At 68.0% G+C, this 19253-nt stretch carries 16 protein-coding genes; 10 read left to right on the top strand and 6 right to left on the bottom strand.

The features are described from left to right. The first annotated feature begins 214 nt into the window (after positions 1-214). The 10 genes from GD1_RS08345 to GD1_RS08300 all read left to right on the top strand — a co-directional run bounded on the left by GD1_RS08345 (position 215) and on the right by GD1_RS08300 (position 13304). On the top strand, positions 215-1816 hold the full coding sequence (locus GD1_RS08345; RefSeq protein WP_174519028.1) for a flavin-containing monooxygenase: 1602 nt from the start codon (positions 215-217) through the stop codon (positions 1814-1816). A gap of 42 nt (positions 1817-1858) precedes the next feature. Further along, on the top strand, positions 1859-3064 hold the full coding sequence (acmB, locus tag GD1_RS08340; RefSeq protein WP_059036713.1) for a methyl acetate hydrolase AcmB: 1206 nt from the start codon (positions 1859-1861) through the stop codon (positions 3062-3064). Positions 3065-3120: 56 nt separating this feature from the next. Next, positions 3121-4185 (top strand): NAD(P)-dependent alcohol dehydrogenase, encoded by a 1065-nt coding sequence (locus GD1_RS08335; RefSeq protein ID WP_020792973.1) that lies wholly within the window; start codon positions 3121-3123, stop codon positions 4183-4185. A gap of 459 nt (positions 4186-4644) precedes the next feature. Then, positions 4645-5892 (top strand): helix-turn-helix transcriptional regulator, encoded by a 1248-nt coding sequence (locus GD1_RS08330; protein WP_059036679.1) that lies wholly within the window; start codon positions 4645-4647, stop codon positions 5890-5892. 224 nt (positions 5893-6116) lie between these two features. Beyond that, positions 6117-7214, top strand: coding sequence for an S-(hydroxymethyl)mycothiol dehydrogenase (locus GD1_RS08325; RefSeq protein WP_059036678.1), 1098 nt, complete (start codon positions 6117-6119; stop codon positions 7212-7214). Continuing rightward, positions 7211-7840, top strand: a complete 630-nt coding sequence (locus tag GD1_RS08320; protein ID WP_020790453.1) for an MBL fold metallo-hydrolase — start codon at positions 7211-7213, stop codon at positions 7838-7840. Before GD1_RS08325 ends, GD1_RS08320 begins: the two co-directional genes overlap by 4 nt. 221 nt (positions 7841-8061) lie before the next feature. Next, on the top strand, positions 8062-8532 hold the full coding sequence (locus GD1_RS08315; protein ID WP_020790451.1) for a DoxX family protein: 471 nt from the start codon (positions 8062-8064) through the stop codon (positions 8530-8532). Between the two features lie 129 nt (positions 8533-8661). Next, positions 8662-9951, top strand: coding sequence for an MFS transporter (locus tag GD1_RS08310; RefSeq protein ID WP_152972701.1), 1290 nt, complete (start codon positions 8662-8664; stop codon positions 9949-9951). A 114-nt stretch (positions 9952-10065) separates the two neighbouring features. Beyond that, positions 10066-11781 (top strand): SulP family inorganic anion transporter, encoded by a 1716-nt coding sequence (locus GD1_RS08305; protein ID WP_059036677.1) that lies wholly within the window; start codon positions 10066-10068, stop codon positions 11779-11781. Further along, positions 11778-13304, top strand: coding sequence for an ATP-dependent DNA ligase (locus GD1_RS08300; RefSeq protein WP_059036676.1), 1527 nt, complete (start codon positions 11778-11780; stop codon positions 13302-13304). Before GD1_RS08305 ends, GD1_RS08300 begins: the two co-directional genes overlap by 4 nt. 15 nt (positions 13305-13319) lie before the next feature. Here the strand turns inward: GD1_RS08300 and GD1_RS08295 are convergent, their stop codons facing one another. From GD1_RS08295 to GD1_RS08270, 6 genes are all read right to left on the bottom strand, one after another. Next, complete coding sequence (locus GD1_RS08295) at positions 13320-14093, bottom strand: anti-sigma factor (protein ID WP_059036675.1); 774 nt, start codon at positions 14091-14093, stop codon at positions 13320-13322. Beyond that, on the bottom strand, positions 14086-14670 hold the full coding sequence (locus tag GD1_RS08290) for a sigma-70 family RNA polymerase sigma factor (protein WP_059036674.1): 585 nt from the start codon (positions 14668-14670) through the stop codon (positions 14086-14088). Before GD1_RS08290 ends, GD1_RS08295 begins: the two co-directional genes overlap by 8 nt. A gap of 78 nt (positions 14671-14748) precedes the next feature. Next, positions 14749-15603 carry a DUF1295 domain-containing protein gene (locus GD1_RS08285; RefSeq protein WP_059036673.1) on the bottom strand — a complete coding sequence of 285 codons (855 nt, stop codon included), beginning with the start codon at positions 15601-15603 and terminating at the stop codon, positions 14749-14751. Further along, positions 15600-16970, bottom strand: a complete 1371-nt coding sequence (locus GD1_RS08280; protein ID WP_083533973.1) for a class I SAM-dependent methyltransferase — start codon at positions 16968-16970, stop codon at positions 15600-15602. Before GD1_RS08280 ends, GD1_RS08285 begins: the two co-directional genes overlap by 4 nt. Next, on the bottom strand, positions 16967-17809 hold the full coding sequence (locus tag GD1_RS08275; protein WP_083533971.1) for a DUF1365 domain-containing protein: 843 nt from the start codon (positions 17807-17809) through the stop codon (positions 16967-16969). The genes GD1_RS08280 and GD1_RS08275 overlap by 4 nt, the downstream gene beginning before the upstream one ends. Continuing rightward, the gene (locus GD1_RS08270) at positions 17806-19212 is read right to left on the bottom strand and encodes an NAD(P)/FAD-dependent oxidoreductase (protein WP_059036672.1); all 1407 of its coding nucleotides are present in this window, start codon (positions 19210-19212) and stop codon (positions 17806-17808) included. The genes GD1_RS08275 and GD1_RS08270 overlap by 4 nt, the downstream gene beginning before the upstream one ends. Positions 19213-19253 lie beyond the last annotated feature (41 nt).

Raw genomic sequence — 19253 nt, 5'->3', positions numbered from 1 at the left:
TGGATATGTGACATACGGCAGAGGTGTGACATGGGACACATAGCCGATTATGCAGCGATTTCGGCGGAAACGACACTGTGCGGAGGGTCAGGTGTGGTGTCCCAAAATGGGACACCGGGACCTCCTGGGACAGCGCCGAGAATTCTCCGCAGTGAGCGCCGTCACACCACGGCGCCATCACCAACACAGCGTCACCACAACCCAGGAGGTCATCATGGCAACCACCACACTCGACGCCGCGGTCATCGGAACGGGCGTCGCCGGCCTGTACCAGCTCCACATGCTGCGCGAACAGGGACTCGACGTCCGCGCCTACGACAAGGCGTCGGGCGTCGGCGGCACCTGGTACTGGAACCGCTATCCGGGCGCACGCTTCGATTCCGAGGCGTACATCTACCAGTACCTGTTCAACGAGGAACTCTACAAGGGGTGGAGCTGGAGTCAGCGATTCCCCGGCCAGCCGGAGATCGAACAGTGGCTCAACTACGTCGCCGACTCGCTCGACCTGCGCCGTGACATCTCGCTGGAGACCGAGATCGTCAGCGCCGTCTTCGACGAAGACGCCAACCGCTGGACGCTGACCACCGCCGACGGCGACACGATCGACGCGCAGTTCCTGATCACATGCTGCGGCATGCTGTCGGCACCGATGCACGACCTGTTCCCGGGCCAGGGTGACTTCGACGGTCAGCTGGTGCACACCGCGCGGTGGCCCAAAGAAGGTATCGACTTCGCCGGTAAGAGGGTCGGCGTGATCGGCAACGGCGCCACCGGTATCCAGGTGATCCAGTCGATCGCCGCGGAGGTCGACGAGCTCACCGTGTTCATCCGCACCCCGCAGTACGCACTGCCGATGAAGAACCCGAGTTACGGTCAGACGGAAGTCGATTGGTACAAGTCCAGGTTCGGCGAACTCAAGGAGACCCTGCCGACCACGTTCACCGGGTTCGAGTACGACTTCACCGACGCCTGGGCCGACCTGACACCCGAGCAGCGTCGGGCGAAGCTCGAGGCCGACTACGACAACGGCTCGCTGAAGCTGTGGTTGGCATCGTTCGCGGAGATCTTCGCCGACGAGGAGATCAGCGAAGAGGTGTCGGAGTTCGTCCGCGAGAAGATGCGGGCGCGGCTGCAGGACCCCGACCTGTGCGAGCTGCTGATCCCCACCGACTACGGCTTCGGTACCCACCGTGTGCCGCTGGAGACCAACTACCTCGAGGTGTACCACCGCGACAACGTGACCGCGGTTCCGGTGCGCGACAACCCGATCGCCCGCATCGTCGAGAACGGCATCATCCTCGCCGACGGCACCCTGCACGAGCTCGACGTGATCATCATGGCCACCGGATTCGACGCCGGTACGGGTGCGCTCACCCGGATCGACATCCGCGGTCGAGGTGGCCGCTCGCTCAAGGAGGACTGGTCGCGTGACATCCGCACCACCATGGGCCTGATGGTGCACGGTTATCCCAACATGCTGACCACCGCGGTGCCGCTCGCACCGTCGGCGGCGCTGTGCAACATGACCACCTGCCTGCAGCAGCAGACCGAGTGGATCAACGAGGCCATCCGGTACATGGGCGAACACGGCAAGACCGTCATCGAGCCGACCGCCGCGGGTGAGGACGCCTGGGTGGCACACCATGACGAACTCGCCGATGCCAACCTCATCTCGCGCACCAACTCCTGGTACGTCGGGTCGAATGTGCCCGGCAAGCCGCGCCGGGTGCTGTCCTACGTCGGCGGCGTGGGCGCCTACCGCGAGGCCACGCTCGAGGCGGCGGCGGCCGGCTACAAGGGGTTCTCGCTGACCTGATCGGACTATGATCCACATCACATTCTCGAAAGGATGAAACCGATGACCAGCACTTTCTCTCGTCTCGACACGTCCGCCTTCGGTGCCGCGGCCGATCAGATCCTCGAATCCGCGGTCGGCGGCGACGCCCCGGTGCCCGGTGTGGTCGCCGCGGTCACCGACCGCCACGAGACGATCTACGCCCATGCGGCCGGTGTCCGCCGGCTCGGCGGTGCGGCCGCGCTGACCGTCGACGACGTGTTCGCGATCTTCTCCACCACCAAGGCGATCACGGCGACCGCCGTCCTGCAGCTCGTCGAAGAGGGGTTGCTCGACCTCGACCGCCCGGCCGGTGACTACGCACCGGAGATCGGCACCCTCAAGGTGATCGAGGGTTTCGACGACGCGGGCGAACCGATCCTGCGTGCACCGCGATCGGTGCCGACGACTCGTCAACTCCTCACCCACACGGGTGGATTCGGCTACGACTTCTTCGACGCGGTCTATGCGCGGCTGGCGGAGGAGAAGGGGCAGCCGAGTGTCATCAGCGCCACCAAGGCCGCGTTGATGACCCCGCTGCTGTTCGACCCGGGCGAGAAGTGGCAGTACGGAACCAACATCGACTGGGCCGGCCAGGTGGTGGAGGCGGTGCGCGGCAAGCGACTCGGCGAGGTGTTCGCCGAACGCATCTTCGCGCCCCTGGGTATCGAGAACATGAGTTTCATCCTGCGCGAGGACTTCCGGACACGACTCGCAGAGATCCATGCGCGCAATGCCGACGGATCGCTGACGCCGATGGACCTCGAACTGCCGTCGCCGCCCGAGGTGGACTTCGGCGGTCACGGTCTGTACGGAACCGTCGGCGACTACCTGAAGTTCATCCGCATGTGGCTGAACGACGGTGCGGGAGAACATGGTCGCGTGTTGCGCGCCGACACTGTCGAGATGGCGGTGCAGAACCATCTCGGCGATCTGCCGGTGACCATGCTGCCCGGAGTGATCCCGTCGTTGTCGAACGACGCGGAATTCTTTCCCGGGCAGTCGAAGTCGTGGTCTCTGCCGTTCATGATCAACAATGAGCAGGCGCCCACCGGGCGTCCCGCCGGCGCACTGGGCTGGGCCGGCCTCGCCAATCTCTTCTACTGGATCGACCGGGCGAACGGTTACGGCGGGTACTGGGCCACCCAGATCCTGCCCTTCGGTGACCCGACGTCGTTCACCAAGTACATGGAGTTCGAGACGGCGTTCTACCAGAATCTGAATGGCTGATCGTCCGGTGGAACACACAGTGATCCGATGGATCTCGAAAGGAGCCGGATTCTGACATGTCCGGATCGATGAAGACCTTCACCATGCTCGACATCGGCAAGACCGCGGTGATCGAGAAGCCCATACCCACCCCCGGGCCCACCGAGGCGCTGGTCAAGACGACCGCCTCGCTGATCTGCACCTCCGACGTCCACACGGTCAAGGGTGCGTTGCCGGTGGAGAACGGCCGCACCCTGGGACACGAGTCGGTGGGGGTGATCGCCGCGCTCGGATCCGCGGTCACCGGATTCACCGAGGGGCAGCGGGTGGCCGTCAACGCGGTCACCCCGTGCTTCGAATGTTCCTACTGTCAGCGAGGATTCACCAGCCAGTGTGGTGGACTGCTCGGTGGCTACAAGTACACCGCCCAGGTGGACGGGAACATGGCCGAGTATTTCCTGGTGCCTGCGGCGACGGGCAATCTCGCGCCGATCCCCGACGACCTGGCCGACGAGGCGGCGGTCTATGCGTGCGACATGCTCAGCACCGGGATCATGGGTGCCGAGCATGCGCAGATAGAGATCGGTGACACCGTCGTCGTCTTCGCGCAGGGAGCGGTGGGGCTGTGTGCCACCATCGGCGCGCGGTTGCTCGGCGCAGGCCGGATCATCACCGTCGAATCCCGGCCGGAGCGGCAGGCCCTGTCGCGGCAGTACGGCGCCGACGACGTCGTAGACTTCACCGAGGGTGATCCGGTGGAGCAGATCATGGATCTGACCGGCGGTGTCGGCGCCGATGCGGCGATCGAGGCGCTGGGATTCCCGCAGACCTTCGAGGCCGCGCTGGCGTGTCTGAAGGCCGGTGGGACGCTGTCCAACATCGGGTATCACGGGGAGAATCCGGCACCGTTGCAGCTGGATCTGATGGCCTTCGGACTCGGCATGGGAGACAAGACCATCCGCACCGGTCTGTGTACCGGCGGCAGCGATCGGATGCGGCGGCTGTTCACGCTGATGACCACCGGCAAGGTCGATCCGGCCGCGATGACCACGCATCGCTTCGGATTCGACGACGTCGAGCACGCGTTCACGATGATGGCCGACAAGCAGGACGACATCATCAAACCGCTGATCACGTTCTGATCCGTCACGCGCGACCCGCCCACCGCACTCTCGTGCGGTGGGTGAGTTGTGTTGTTACGAATTGTGTTGGAGCGCAGTCGTTTACGTCGTCGAGGCTCATTTGGAAGCCGGGGTTGTGTGCTTCCCGGAAACTGGGGGAAGGTGCGCTTCCCCGAAACCAGGGGAAGGTGAGTTTCCCCGAGGTTCGGGACCTTCCCCGTGTTGTGGCCAGGGGAAGGTGGTGAAACCAGGGGAAGGGCCACTTTCCCCTAGTTTCGGGACCGGGAGCCGGGACCGGGAGCAGGAGCCGGGAGCCGGGGGCCGGGAGCTGGGAACGCGGCCGGGGGCCGGGAGCGGGGACGCGGGCGTGGGCGGTGCGGTGAAGGCGGGGAAGGTCCACCTTCCCCTGGTTTCTGGAGCCGGGGCGACGGCGCGGCCCGACGGCGCGGCTCGCCTGCCCCTCGACGCTAGGGTGGGGCGGTGGACGTTCGGTTGGAACAGTTGCGGCAGGTGATCGACGGGCCGCTGCCGGAGATCGCGGTCCGCTTCTCCCGCTTCCTCGCCCCGGACTGGCCCCATCGCGCGCTGGTGATCTTCACCCGCGAGTGCACCGGCCGACCCCGCAAGGTGGCCGGCGACAGGGAGATCGTCGACCGGGTGACCATTGCCGAACTCGACGCCGTCAGGGAGACCGTCGGCAGCGGCGAGGTGGTGACCGCGACCGTCGAGATCGGCGGCGCCGCCCACACCGTCCGGGCCGTCCGCGACGAGACCGACACCCTGCTCGTCGTCGTCGCGAAACCCTCACGCGCGACCACCCCGCCGTCCGACGAGGTGCTGCGTGCGTGGTTCGCGATCGTGGCCACCTCCATCCGCCAGCAGGTGGCGCAGGCCAGCCCGGACTACCTCGCCGAGTCGCGGGCGGCGTCGAGCGAACGGGCCCGCACCATCGCCCAGCTCACCGAGACCCACGAGGACACGCTCGCGTCGATCCTCGGCACCTTGCGGTCGCGCGACCTCGACGATCGGACAGCTCGGGCCGCGGCCGCCGAGACCGCGTCGTCGGCGTTGATCGCGCTGCGCTCGGTGGGCGCCTCCGACCGGGAACTGGCCACCGAGGTGCCGACCGCGGCCTTCGCACGGCTGCAGGCCGAACTCGAACCGGTGCTGCGGCACCTGCCGGGCGAGGTGGACTATGTGCGGCCCGAACCCGACGGGCGCGCACTGCCCGGCGAGATCGCCCATGGGGCGCGGGCCATCGTGCGTGCGGTGGCGGTGGCCTTCGCGGCCCAGCCGGCCGTCTCACGACTACGGATCGCATGGGGATTCGACGGCACCGACCTCGTCGTCGACATCCGCGATCATGGCGCCGGGGTACTCGACGGCGCCGCGCTGACCAGGCAATTGGCCGGGCGGTTGCAGACCCTCGACGGCCGGCTCGAGGTGGAGAGCCTGCCGGGCTGGGGGAGTCGGGTGTGCGCGCGGCTGCCCCTCGAGGCCCCCGAGGAACGGCCCGACGAGAACCTGCTGTCCACCCTCAACCCCCGCGAACTCGAGGTCCTCGGACACCTCGCGCTGGGGCGGCGCAACAAACAGATCGCCGGGGATCTCGGTGTCAGCGAGAGCACCATCAAATTCCATGTGACCGCGATCCTGCAGAAACTGCGGGTCTCCAACCGTGGTGAGGCCGGACTGCTCGCGGCAAAGGCCGGGATCACCGCCGCATAGCGAGCAGCCTCGGCCGGCACGTGACGCGCGGCCCCGGAAGGCACGTGATGAGCGGCCCCGGACATCACTCGATGAGCGGCCCCCGCCGCGGGCCTGTACTTTCGGCTAGGCAGAACCATCCATTCGGATGGATGCATGAATTCGGCGGGCCCACGAGACTGGGACGCGTACCGGACTGTCGTGCGACAGTCCAGAGTTGTCACCGAGAGGATTGAGAAGCGGATATGTCGCAGCAGACGGTCAAGGGAGTCATCTCGCGGAGCAAGGGTGCGCCGACCGAAGTCGTCGACGTCGTCATCCCCGAGCCCGGTCCTCGCGATGTGATCGTGAAGATCCAGGCGTGCGGCGTCTGCCACACCGACCTCGCCTACAAGCAGGGTGGAATCAACGACGAGTACCCGTTCCTCCTCGGCCACGAGGCGTCGGGCATCGTCGAGACCGTCGGGTCCGACGTCACCCACGTCGCGGCGGGCGACTTCGTCGTCCTCAACTGGCGTGCGGTGTGTGGCGAGTGCCGGGCCTGCAAGCGTGGCCGCCCGTGGTACTGCTTCGACACCTTCAACGCCAGCAAGCCGATGACGCTCACCGACGGCACCGAGCTCACCCCGGCGCTGGGTATCGGCGCCTTTGCCGAGAAGACCCTGATCCACGAATTGCAGTGCACCAAGGTCAATCCCGAGACCGACCCGGCCGTCGCCGGCCTGCTCGGCTGTGGTGTGATGGCCGGCCTGGGTGCCGCGATGAACACCGGCAACGTCGGCCGCGGCGACTCGGTGGCCGTGATCGGCTGTGGCGGTGTCGGTGACGCCGCGATCGCCGGCGCCAAGCTGGCCGGGGCCACCACGATCATCGCGATCGACCGTGACCCGGCAAAGCTGGAGTGGGCCCAGGATCTCGGTGCCACCCACACCATCAACGGTGCCGAGGTGGACGATGTGATCACCGCGGTGCAGGACCTCACCGACGGCAACGGTGCCGACGTCGTCGTCGACGCGGTGGGTCGTCCGGAGACCTACAAGCAGGCCTTCTACGCCCGTGACCTCGCCGGTGTCGTCGTGCTGGTGGGTGTGCCCACCCCGGAGATGACCCTGGAGATGCCGCTGGTCGACTTCTTCTCCCGCGGCGGCGCGCTGAAGTCGTCCTGGTACGGCGACTGCCTGCCCGAGCGCGACTTCCCGATGCTGATCGACCTGTACGAGCAGGGTCGTCTGCCGCTGGACAAGTTCGTCACCGAGCGCGTCGGCCTCACCGACGTGGAAGCCGCCTTCGAGGCGATGGAGGCCGGCAAGGTGCTGCGTTCGGTCGTCGAGGTGAAGGCGTGAGCGACCTGCGGATCGAGAACGTCGTCACGTCCGGCACGTTCTCGCTCGACGGCGGCACGTGGGACGTCGACAACAACGTTTGGCTGGTCGGCAACGACGACGAGGTGGTGATCGTCGACGCCGCGCACTCGGCCGCGCCGATCCTCGCCGCCGTCGGCGACCGCACCGTCACCGCGATCGTGCTGACCCACGGACACAACGACCACATCACCGTGGCGCCCGAACTGTCGAAGGCCACCGGGGCGCCGGTGCTGCTGCACCCGGGTGACGACATGCTGTGGCAGGAGACCCATCCCGGCGTCGAGCACGGCGACCTGGCCGACGGCCAGCAGATCGCGGTGGCCGGCACGACCCTGACGGTGATCAACACCCCCGGCCACTCGCCGGGATCATCGGTCATCCACGTGCCAGAGGCCGGCGTGCTGTTCAGCGGCGACACCCTGTTCCAGGGCGGGCCGGGTGCCACCGGACGCTCGTTCTCGAGCTTCCCGACGATCATCGAGTCGATCCGCGACAAGATCTTCGCGCTCGACCCGGAGACCAAGGTCTACACCGGGCACGGCGACGGCACCACCATCGCCACCGAGGCCCCGCATCTCGAGGAATGGATCAAACGCGGCCACTGAAATGCCCTTCCGAACGGACATATCGGTCAATGAATCGGACATGTCCGGCATCTGATCGGACATGGTGGACACACGGACGCCCCGGCCTCGGCCGGGGCGTTCGCGCGTGCAGGACCAGCAAGTATGCGGGATCTCGCGCCGCTGCGGGAGGTCTGCGTGGGATGGCTCACAGTAACTTCACAGCTATTGGTTGATTCTGCAAGCTCTGCGATATTTAGGCAATGCTCACCTCACTTGATAAGGCCGCGCCCTGGGCGATCGGCATCTTCCGCATCGTCGTCGGATTCCTCTTCTTCTGCCACGGGACGTCCACCCTGCTGGCCTGGCCCGTGGCTCCCTACAGCGGACAGACCGCCGACTTCGGCGCATGGCCGTCGTGGTGGGCGGGCGCGATCCAGCTGGTGGGCGGCGTGCTCATCATGGCCGGCATCGGTACCCGCGCCGCGGCGTTCATCGGGTCCGGATCGATGGCCGTGGCCTACTTCTGGAAGCACCAGGGCGACGGACTGCTGCCGATCCAGAACGACGGCGACTCCGCCGCACTCTTCTGCTGGTCGCTGCTGCTGCTGGTGTTCATCGGATCGGGTCGCCTCGCGCTCGGATCGCTGCTGAACTCCCGCACCGAATCTGCTGCCCCGGAGCCGGTCCCGACCGGCTCCCGGTCCGAGGCCCCCACCCCGGAAACCGTCTGACCGCAGGGTTTGTGACGGGCGGCGTCTACGCGGTGCGGTCGTGGGGATAATATTTTCACAGTGAAGCACATCAGTACTGCGGACACGGAGCCCCAACCCGTACCGCGTAGCCGCATCGTCGTCGCCTCGATGGTGGGCACCAGCATCGAGTTCTTCGACTTCTACATCTACGCGACCGCCGCGGTGCTGGTGTTCCCCACACTGTTCTTCCCGGCCGGTGACGACACCGCCGCGCTGCTCTCGTCGTTCGCGACCTTCGGGCTGGCCTTCGTGGCACGCCCCATCGGATCGATCCTGTTCGGGCACTTCGGCGACCGCGTCGGACGTAAGGCGACGCTGGTCGGATCACTGCTCACGATGGGCATCGCCACCTTCGTGATCGGTCTGCTCCCGACCTTCGACTCGGTCGGCTATCTCGCTCCCGCCTTGCTGGCGCTGATGCGGTTCTGCCAGGGCCTCGGGCTCGGTGGCGAATGGTCGGGGGCCGCGCTGCTGGCCACCGAGACCGCCGAGAAGGGCAAGCGTGCCTGGGCGGCGATGTGGCCGCAGCTGGGCGCACCCATCGGCTTCTTCTTCGCCAACGGAACCTTCCTGCTGCTGATGGTCGGCCTGGACTTCGACGCCAAGAACGCCGCGACCAACCACGCCTTCCTCACCTGGGGCTGGCGCGTGCCGTTCCTGGCCAGCGCGATCATGGTGATCGTCGGCCTCTACGTGCGGCTCAAGCTCACCGAGACCCCGGTCTTCGCCCGCGCCGTGGAAGAGGGCAAGAAGGTCAAGGCGCCGGTCGCCGAGGTGGTCAAGACCAGCTGGCGGCCGCTCATCGCGGGCACCTTCATCATGCTGGCGACCTACACGCTGTTCTACATCGTCACCACGTGGACCGTGTCGTACGGCACCGGCAAGGTCGCCGACGCGACCGGTCCGAAGCTGTCGATCAGCTACGTCGACTTCCTCACCCTGCAGCTGGTCGCGGTCCTGTTCTTCGCCCTGTGTGTTCCGATCGCCGGGTGGCTGGCCGACCGGTACGGCCGGAGATCGGTGCTGCTGGTGATCACCACGGCGATCGTGATCTTCGGACTGTGCTTCGGCTGGCTGCTGAACCCCTCGTCGGTGACCCAGGGATCGATGCTGTTCTTCCTCATCCTGGGAATGGGGCTGATGGGACTGACCTTCGGTCCGATGAGCGCCATCCTGCCCGAGCTGTTCCCGACCAACGTCCGCTACACCGGTTCGGGGATCGCCTACAACGTGTCGTCGATCCTGGGTGCGGCGGTGGCGCCGTTCATCGCGACCTGGCTGGTGGCCGACTACGGCGTCTTCTGGGTGGGCGTCTACCTGGCGATCGCCGGCGTGCTGACGCTGATCGCCCTGTGGTCGGTCAAGGAGACCCGCACGCTGGACCTGACCGAGGTCTGATCCGTCCCCGGCCGGGTCGGCGCGGTCTGGTGTACCCCGTCTGACACGTGCCCCCGGCCGCCGGGACGGCATTAGGCTTGGTCGGTGACGACGACATCGCCGCTGCGGCGCCTGATGCCGCCCGCGCTCGCGGGATATCAGCGGTCCTGGCTGCGTGCGGACCTCCTCGCGGGGGTGACGCTGGCCGCCGTCGCGATCCCGGAATGTATGGGATACAGCTCCATCGCGCACGTCCCGGTGTCGGCGGGGCTGTACACGATCATCCTGCCCGCAGTGGTGTTCGCCCTCGTCGGGTCGTCGCGTCTGATGGTGGTGGGCGCCGACTCGGCCACGGCGGCACTGCTGGCGTCGGGTATCGCCGGCCTCGGAGTGGTGGGGCTGCAACCGGATTCGACGCAGTGGCTGCAATGGGCCTGCCTGATCGCGATCGTCACCGGCGGGATGCTCGCGATCGCGCGGGTGCTGCGCCTGGGTTTCCTCGGCGACTTCCTCTCGACGGCGGTGCTGATCGGCTTTCTCGCCGGTACCGGTCTGACCGTCCTGACCGGGCAGATCCCCGGCCTGCTCGGGATCCCCGGCACCGACGGGCAGCTGTGGACACGCTGGTGGAATATCGTCACCCACCTCGGTGACATTCGCTGGGGTGCCGTCGCTTTCGGTGCCATCTCGCTGGCCGTGCTGATCGTGGGTGCGCGATTCGCACCGCGCGTCCCGGTTGCGGTGATCGTGGTGGTCGCCTCGATCGCGATGGTGTCGGCGTTCGGCTGGTCGGATGGGGTGCCCGTGGTCGGGGAGGTGTCCGGTGGACTGCCCGGCTTCGGGTGGCCGGAGGGCCTGGCCGTCACCGACGTCGGCAAGGCGGCCACCGTCGCGCTCGGCTGTGCTCTGGTGATCATCACCCAGAGCGCGGCAACCGCACGCAGTTTCGCACAGCGTCACGGTCGCAGCGCCGACATCAACCGCGACATCCTCGGGTTGTCGGGGGCCAACCTGATCGCCGGTTTCGGTGGGACGTTCGTGGTCAACGGCAGCCCCACCAAGACCGAGCTGCTCGACTCCGAGCGCGGACGCACGCAGGTGGCCAACCTGGTGATGGCGGCGATCACCCTGATGGTGGTGGTGTTCGCCGGGAGTGCGCTCCAGAATCTGCCCCATGCCGTGCTGTCGGCGATCGTCGCACTGATCGCGGTACGTCTCATCGACCTCGACGGCGCACGCCGCCTGTGGCGGATGCGGCGCATCGAATTCGGCATCGCCGCCGTGACCGCGGTGATCGTGGTGATCTTCGGTGTGCAGATCGGTATCGTCGCGGCCATGGCGGTCTCGCTGCTCGAACTGGTCCGGCGTCAGTACCGTCCGGAACGATTCGTCCTCGGCGTCGGCTCCGGCGGAACCCGGCGATACGAGACCGCCGTCCCCGGACAACAGTCCCTGCCCGGACTCATCGTGTTCCGCTACGACGCCGACCTGTTCTACGCCAACGCCGGTCGCTTCGCCGACGACGTGATGGACCTGGTCCGCACCGCCCCGGATCGGGTGAAGTGGCTGGTCCTCGACGCCTCGGCGATGAGCGACGTCGACTACTCGGCGTCGACGGTGCTGAAGGACCTGATCGACTACATCCACTCCTACGGAGCACATTTCGTCCTGGCCGGTGTCGACCCGGAACTGCAGCGCACCCTCGAGGTGGAGGGGCTGCTGGCCGACCTCGACCCCGACCACGTCTTCGTCACCGTGGGTGCGGCATTGCGTGCCTACCTCGTCGCCCACCCGGAGGCCACGCCCCCCGGCTGGGAACCCATGGACCCGGGGCCGGGCCGCACATCATGAGATTCGGACGGGTGGTGGAGGTGTCGACGGCGGTCGGCGCGACACGATCACGAAATGCCAAGGCCGAACTGCTCGGTCGGCTGCTCGCGGAGTCCGGCGACGAGATCGGCGTGGTGGTGTCCTGGTTGTCGGGGGAGATACCGCAGGGCCGGCTCGGAGTGGGTTGGCGCACACTGCAATCGCTCGCGGCCACGCCCTCGGGCGGCGGCCCGGACGCACCCGATGCCCTGACCGTCGCCGGCGTCGACGTCGCCTTCACCGGGCTCGCCGCGGCGAGCGGCGCCGGATCGACTGCGGTGCGCTCGGAACTCCTGCACCGATTGTTCTCGCGTGCCACCGAATCCGAACAGAACTTCCTCTTCCGGCTGATGTCGGGGGAGCTGCGGCAGGGCGCCTCGGCTGGGGTGATGTCGGAGGCGATCATCGCGGTGTCGGGGCAGCCCGCCACGCTGGTGCGGCGCGCACACATGCTGACCGGGTCGCTGTCGGCGACCGCCCGTCTCGCGGTGGCCGGCCGGACTGCGCTGGAGACCGTCGGACTACAGGTCGGGCGGGCGATCTCGCCGATGCTGGCCACCCCCGCCGACGGTCTCGCCGATGCACTCACCGCACTGGGACCCGAACTCGTCGTCGACCAGAAACTCGACGGGGCGCGCATCCAGGTGCATCGTGACGGCGATGACGTCGCGGTCTTCACCCGGACCCTGAACGACGTCACCGAGCGTGTTCCGGATCTGGTTGCGGCGGTACGGGATCTGCCGGTGCGGTCGGTGATCCTGGACGGGGAGACACTCACCCTGGCCGACGACGGACGGCCGCGACCCTTCCAGGACACGATGAGCAGATTCGGGTCGATGCAGGACGCCGGCGACACGCCCCGGGTACTCCGGCCGTTCTTCTTCGACTGTCTGCACCTCGACGGTGACGACCTCATCGACCGCCCGCTCGCCGAGCGGCTCGACGCGTTGGATTCGATTGCGCCGCAACTACGTATCTCCTCGATCCGCAATCCCGACCCGGACACCGCGCAGGCCTACCTCGAGGCCACCATCGCCGCCGGCCACGAGGGCGTGATGGTCAAGTCGCTGACCGGCCCCTACGCCGCGGGTCGTCGGGGCAAGGCCTGGCAGAAGGTCAAACCCGTGCACACGCTGGACCTGGTGGTGCTGGCGTGCGAGTGGGGATCGGGCCGGCGGACCGGGCTGCTGTCGAATCTGCACCTGGGCGCCCGCGATCCCGACGGGGGACCGCCGGTGATGGTCGGCAAGACCTTCAAGGGGATGACCGACGCACTGCTGGCATGGCAGACCGCCGAGTTCCCCCGACACGAGGATCACCGTGACGCGCACGCGGTGTATCTGCGGCCCGAGATCGTCGTCGAGATCGAACTCGATGGTGCGCAACGGAGTTCACGGTATCCGGGTGGGGTGGCCCTGCGCTTCGCGCGGGTGGTGCGGTACCGGCCGGACAAGACCCCCGCCGAGGCCGACACGATCGACGCGGTCCGCGCCCTGCTGCGGTGACCGAACCCGCCCGGATCAGCGCAGGGGCAGCTCGGCGACGATGGCACCGGGCGAGGCGGACCCGCCCGGCGGTTCGACCGTGAACGCCAGCGCCGTCGCGTCACCGAGATGCGGGATCACCGCCGTGGTCGACGGGGCCACGTCCTTGTCGGTCATGGTGCCCGCCGAGGTGGCACCGTTCGGACCGAGCAGCCACATCTGATACACCGACCCCGGCTGAGGGGGCGGCACATCGTTCATCACCAGGACTCCGGCATCGGCGGTGTCGGAGTAGGTCAACGTCGCCTGCCCGCCGGCGACCGCGCCGGAGGCCGACCGCACGTCGCCCGCGGTGAACACCTGCTGGGCGGTGGCCGGTTCGGTCGGGGCCTGCTGTGTCGACAGGCCGCTGCCGATCGCCCAACCGAGGCCACCGACGGCGATCGCCACCGCCGCGGCGGCGACCGCATAGGCGAGGCGGCGCGGGTTCCGGCGACTGCGGTCCTGCCGTGGGACCAGCGGGATCGGCTCGGGAGGTGCGGGCTCGGTGTCGACGGCGGGGGAATCGTCGGCGGAATCGGTGCCGATGGCCTCGAGGAGCCGAACACGCAGCGTCGCAGGAGGTTCGGTGACAGTGGTGGTGCTCACCGTGGCCATCGCCTCGCGGGTGTGGCGAACCAGGTCGTCGAACTCGAGACGGGTCTGCGCATCGGCGAGGGCACGCCTGCGGCGGACCGAGTCGAGCTCGGCCGGCGACAGTCCGTGCAGGCCGAGGATCGGGGCGAGATCGAGTAGTTCATCGTCAGACATGGTTGTCCCCCAAGCAGTTACGGAGGCGGTTGAGGCCGTCGCGGATCCGGCTCTTCACCGTGGGCAAGGCCACGGACAGATGTTCGGAGACCTCGCGATACGTCAGGCCCCGGTAGTAGGCCAGGCCGATCGATTCACGTTGGACCTCGGTCAGACTCTCGAGGCAACCGCGGACTTCCTCGCGCGTCTCTCTGCTCTCGGCGGCCGCGGTCACCACGTCGAAGTCGGGCATGTGTTCATCGGCGGCGAATCCCAGGTCGCGTCGGGTGGCGGCCGTCTCCGAGCGGACCCGGTCGACGGCGCGTCGGTGAGCGAGAGTGATGATCCAGGACAGTGCCGAACCCAAGCGGGGATCGTAGGTGTCGGCCGATCGCCACACCTGCAGGTAGACCTCCTGGGTGGTCTCCTCGCTGTATCCGGGATCGCGCAGAACCCGCAAGACCATCCCGTAGACACGGTGGCTGGTCTGGTCGTACACCTCGGCGAAGGCCGCGCGGTCGCCGCCGGCGACCCGCCCGAGGAGTTCGGCGAGACCATCGGTACCCGGTGCCGGCGCGGGGCGGGTCTGTGAGCTCATTGCCGATCACCCTAACCGGCGCCGCGACCCCCATCAACGGCCGGTGTCGGGAGCCCGTCCCGGTTTCTGCACGGTCCATCACCGGACCTCCGGCGTCCGGGGTGGACGCGGCAGGAAATACGACGTGCGTTCCTGGTACTCGCGATAACCCGGCCGGCTGCCCATCGACTCCTCGAGCAGCCGCGCCCCGGTGGCGTAGACCAGGAAATACGTCATCGCGACCGGTGACAGTACGGACAGGAGCCCGGGGGCGCCGATCACCGACGTCCCGGTGGTCATGGCGCCGGCGCTCGCGGTGAACAACCAAATGCCCCACCACACCGACGCGTCCCCGAAGTAGTTCGGGTGCCGTGTCCACGCCCACAGGCCACGATCCATGATGCGTCCACGATTGGCCGGGTCCGCCTTGAACGCACGCAGCTGGGCATCGCCGATCGCCTCGAACAACAGGCCGAGCACGTATAACGCGATACCGATCGCGGCGACGATCCATGCGAACCCGGGAGTGGGCCCGGCGACCGCCGACACCATGAGGGGGATCGAGACGAACCACTGCGCTACACCCTGGATGGCGAACACCCGGCGGATGACCACCGTCAGTCGGGGTCCGTCGGGGCCGTACCCGCCGGTGCGTGTCAGCAGTTCGGCGTATCGCGGATCCTCGCCCTTACCGGCAGACTTGACCGTCATGTGCCATGCCAGGCGCAGACCCCACACGCTCACCCCGACGGCGAGGACCCAGCGTCGAATCGGGTCGCCGCCCCCGAGGATCAGTGACAACCACGCGATCCCGACGAAGCCGAGACCCCAGGCGACGTCGACGACGTTGACGCGGCCGAGGCGCCGCCCGACCGCGCACGTGATCGCCTGCAGCACCGCGACGAAGAGCAGTGACCACCCGGCCAGCGCGGCGAATCCGGCCCACCCGGTCACCGGACACCCCCGAACCGCGCGTCGTCGGGACCGTCGGAGGGACGATGGAAGACCAAGTGCTGCACATCGAGGTATCCGGCCCGGAATCCCGCCTCGGAGTAGGCCAGGTAGAAGTCCCACATGCGTGCGAACGTCGCATCGAATCCCAGCGGCGCCAGGTGGGTACGCCGGGCGAGGAACCGTTCCCGCCACAGCCGCAGGGTCTCCGCGTAGTGCATGCCGAATGCCGAGGAGTCGGCCAGGCGGAGGGAGGTGTGCTCGGCAGCCGCTGTCCGGAGCGCCCGTAGCGACGGGATCTGGCCACCCGGAAACACGTACTTGTGCACCCACGTGTAGGTGCTCCGCGAGGCGAGCATGCGGTCATGCGGCATGGTGATGGCCTGGATCGCCACCCGGCCACCCGGTGCCAACACCCGGTCGATGGTGGAGAAATAGGTGGGCCAGTACTTCTGGCCCACGGCCTCGATCATCTCCACCGAGACCACCGCATCATAGGTGTCGTCGACGTGGCGATAGTCGAGCAGATCGATGCGCACCTGGTCGGCGAGGCCCGCCCGCGCGACGCGTTCTCGCGCGAGGTCGCGCTGCTCCACCGACAACGTGACCGAGCGGACCGTGGCACCACGCTGCGCTGCGCGCAGGCACAGCTCGCCCCACCCGGTGCCGATCTCGAGCAGCCGGGTCCCGGGGCCGACCCCGGCGAGGTCGAGGAGACGATCGATCTTCCGGTGTTGGGCATCGGCGAGGTCGTTCCAGACCGGACGGCCGGGTTCGGCGGTGGGTGCGGGGGTGAACAGGGCCGCCGAGTAGGTCATCGTCTCGTCGAGGAACAGCTCGAACAGGTCGTTGGACAGGTCGTAGTGGCGAGAGATGTTGGATCGGGTGTTGGCGGTCGTGTTCTCCTCGTCGGCGGGGTGTCGCGGCAGTACCGCACGACGCAGGATCTGCAGGGGGCGTGGGACCACGTGCGCGATGTGCTCGGCGAACGGGGTGAGTACGCCGACCAGGTCGTCGGTGGTCCAGTCCCCGGCCATGTAGGCCTCGCCGACACCGATCAACCCCAGCGATCCGATCCGCCGGAACAGATCGGCCGGACGTCGGATGATCATGCGTGGCTGGACGACGTGGGAGAACCGTCCGCTGCGGGTTCCGTCCGGGTACTCGATCCGCACGTCGACCCCGGCGCTCGCCCGGGCGAACAGCCAGGCGGCCACGGCTTCTCGGGTCCGGGCCGACCACCTGTCGGGGACCGCGGCGACGTCGGGCCAGCGGTCGGCGTCGATCGGAGGTGTCTCGGCAACGGGTACGCCCGGTGGGTGGGGCTGTGCATGCCCGACGCCGAGCCGGTGGTGACGTGATGAACTCATGACTGTCCCTTTGCGATGTCGGCGGCTGTCCGGTCGGTGATGGTGCGGTCGGTTGCCGGGCCGTCGGTGGTGGCGGAGTGCCCCGTCGTCGAGTGCCGGGGCGGACGTGGATGGAGGGGAAGGCGTCGTGCCCACAAACGGATGCCGTGCAGACGGATCCGTGCGGCCACCACCAGCGGGGCCATCGGGGTGCGCACCTGTGCGGCGAGGACGGTGCGGATTCCGACCGGTCGTCCCTGACCGGTGAGGGTGGCCACGAACGGTGACTGCCCGACCCGATCGAGGATGATCGACACCGCGACCCGGCCGCCCCTCGGTTCCGGTACCCGCAGCCGGTACCGGCCCGAGACGTCGTTGAACGGGGAGACGTAGAACTCCTTGTCGACCATCGCACGTCCGTCGGCATCGGGGTGCACCACGTAGCAGTGCCTGCCGCCGTAGGTGTTGTGGACCTCGGCGACGACGTGGGCCAGGGTGCCGTCGCGGCGATGACACCAGAACACACTCAGCGGATTGAAGACGTAGCCGCCCACCCGGGGCGACAGCAGCGCGACGATCCGGCCGTCGGCGGGTTCGATCCCTGTGTCGCGGACGAACTCGTCGATACGGCTGCGCAGTGTGTCGGAGGGCCTGGCGGGTTGCGGGAAATGGTCGCCGGCACGGAAGTCGGCGAGCAACCCCAGTCCTCGCGGCATCGCCGGTGGTGCGTCGACGTCGATCAGCCACGAGGTACCGGAGTAGCTGAACGCGTGTCGGATGGGCGATCGCCGTTCATGGGTGATCCGTGTGCGTACCACCAGCGCGGTGGTGGGCGGGGCCGGTGCGTGCGTGGTGGTCACGACATCTCCAGGGAGCTCTCGGATTCGGCCGGAAGGACGGTCCTCGCGGAGCCGGCCGGAAGGATCGTGTCGGTCAGGATCCGGTGCGCTGCAGCCGCTCCGGAGGCGGCGCCGTCCTCGTGGAAACCCCACCCGTGGTAGGCGCCCGCGAAGCGGACGGCGGGCGAGTCGATCGTCGGTAGACATGCTTGTGCGGCAACCGATCTGGTGGTGTAGACCGGGTGCTCGTAGGTCATCTCCGCGTGCACCGTGCCGGGATCGACCAGATCGGTCCGGCCGAGCGTCACCAGCATCCGGGGGCTGCGGACCTCCAGGCGCATGAGGCGCGTCAGATCGTAGGTGACCGCGACACCGGACCCGTCGAGCACCCCGGACCCGGTCTGCGTGCGGGCGGGGGCGTCGGTGCGGATCTGGTCGGTGCGGATCTGGTAGTTCCATGCCGCCCGCGCCCGGGCGGAGTGCGGCAACAGCGACGTGTCACTGTGCAGCACAGCTGATTTGGCGCTGTAGTCGATCGCGCCGAGTACCCGTCGCTGGGCGTCGGTGGGTGCGGCGAGCATGTCGAGCGCCTGATGGGGGTGGGTGGCGACGACGACGGCGTCGAAATGCCCGGTGCCGAAGCCTCCGGCGGTGATCTCGACACCGGCGCCCTGATCGACGATGCGGCGGACGGGGGCGGAGAGGACGACTCGACCGCCGTGGTCACGGACACGATCGGCGACCGCCTCCACGTAGGTGATCGATCCGCCCTCGACGGTCCGCCACGTGGGCGACCCGAAGACTGACAGCATCCCGTGATGCTCGAGGAAGGTGAAGAGATATCGCGCCGGATAGCCCGCGGCGGTATCGGAATCGCACGACCACACCGCGGCCACCAGCGGTAGCAGGAAGTTGTCGAGGAAGTACGTCGAGAAGCGGTGGCGGGCGACGAACGCGTCGAGCGGTTCGTCGGACCCGGTGGAGTCGAGGACCCGTCGTGCGGCCCGGTGGAAGCGCACGATCTCGCCGAGCATCAGCAGGTAGCGGCCGCGAACCAGATTTCTCGGGGTGGGGAACAGGCCACGGGCACCGAGGGCGCCCGCGTACTCGAGACCGGAGATCTCCGAGTGCACCGACATCGACATGTCGGTTTCCCTGCTGGGGATCTTCAGATCGTCGAACAGACGGAGGAGGGTCGGGTAGGTCCGGTCGTTGTGCACGATGAACCCGGAATCCACCGAGACCTCGCGGCCGTCCGGCGTCGCGATCCGGTGGGTGTGGGCGTGACCGCCGAGTCGGCTGTCGGCCTCGAACAGCGTCACCCGTGCGTGTTCGCAGAGGTCGTGGGCTGCGGTGAGTCCGGCGACCCCACTGCCCACGACGGCGATCGACGGCGGGCGCAGCGCGTTGAACGATGTCGTCATGCCCGCTATTCGGAACGGTCACGGATCCGGATGGGTGAGGT

The organism is Gordonia desulfuricans NBRC 100010 (assembly GCF_001485495.1).
Taxonomy (GTDB): Bacteria; Actinomycetota; Actinomycetes; order Mycobacteriales; family Mycobacteriaceae; genus Gordonia; species Gordonia desulfuricans.
This window is presented reverse-complemented; position numbering and strand designations above follow the sequence as displayed.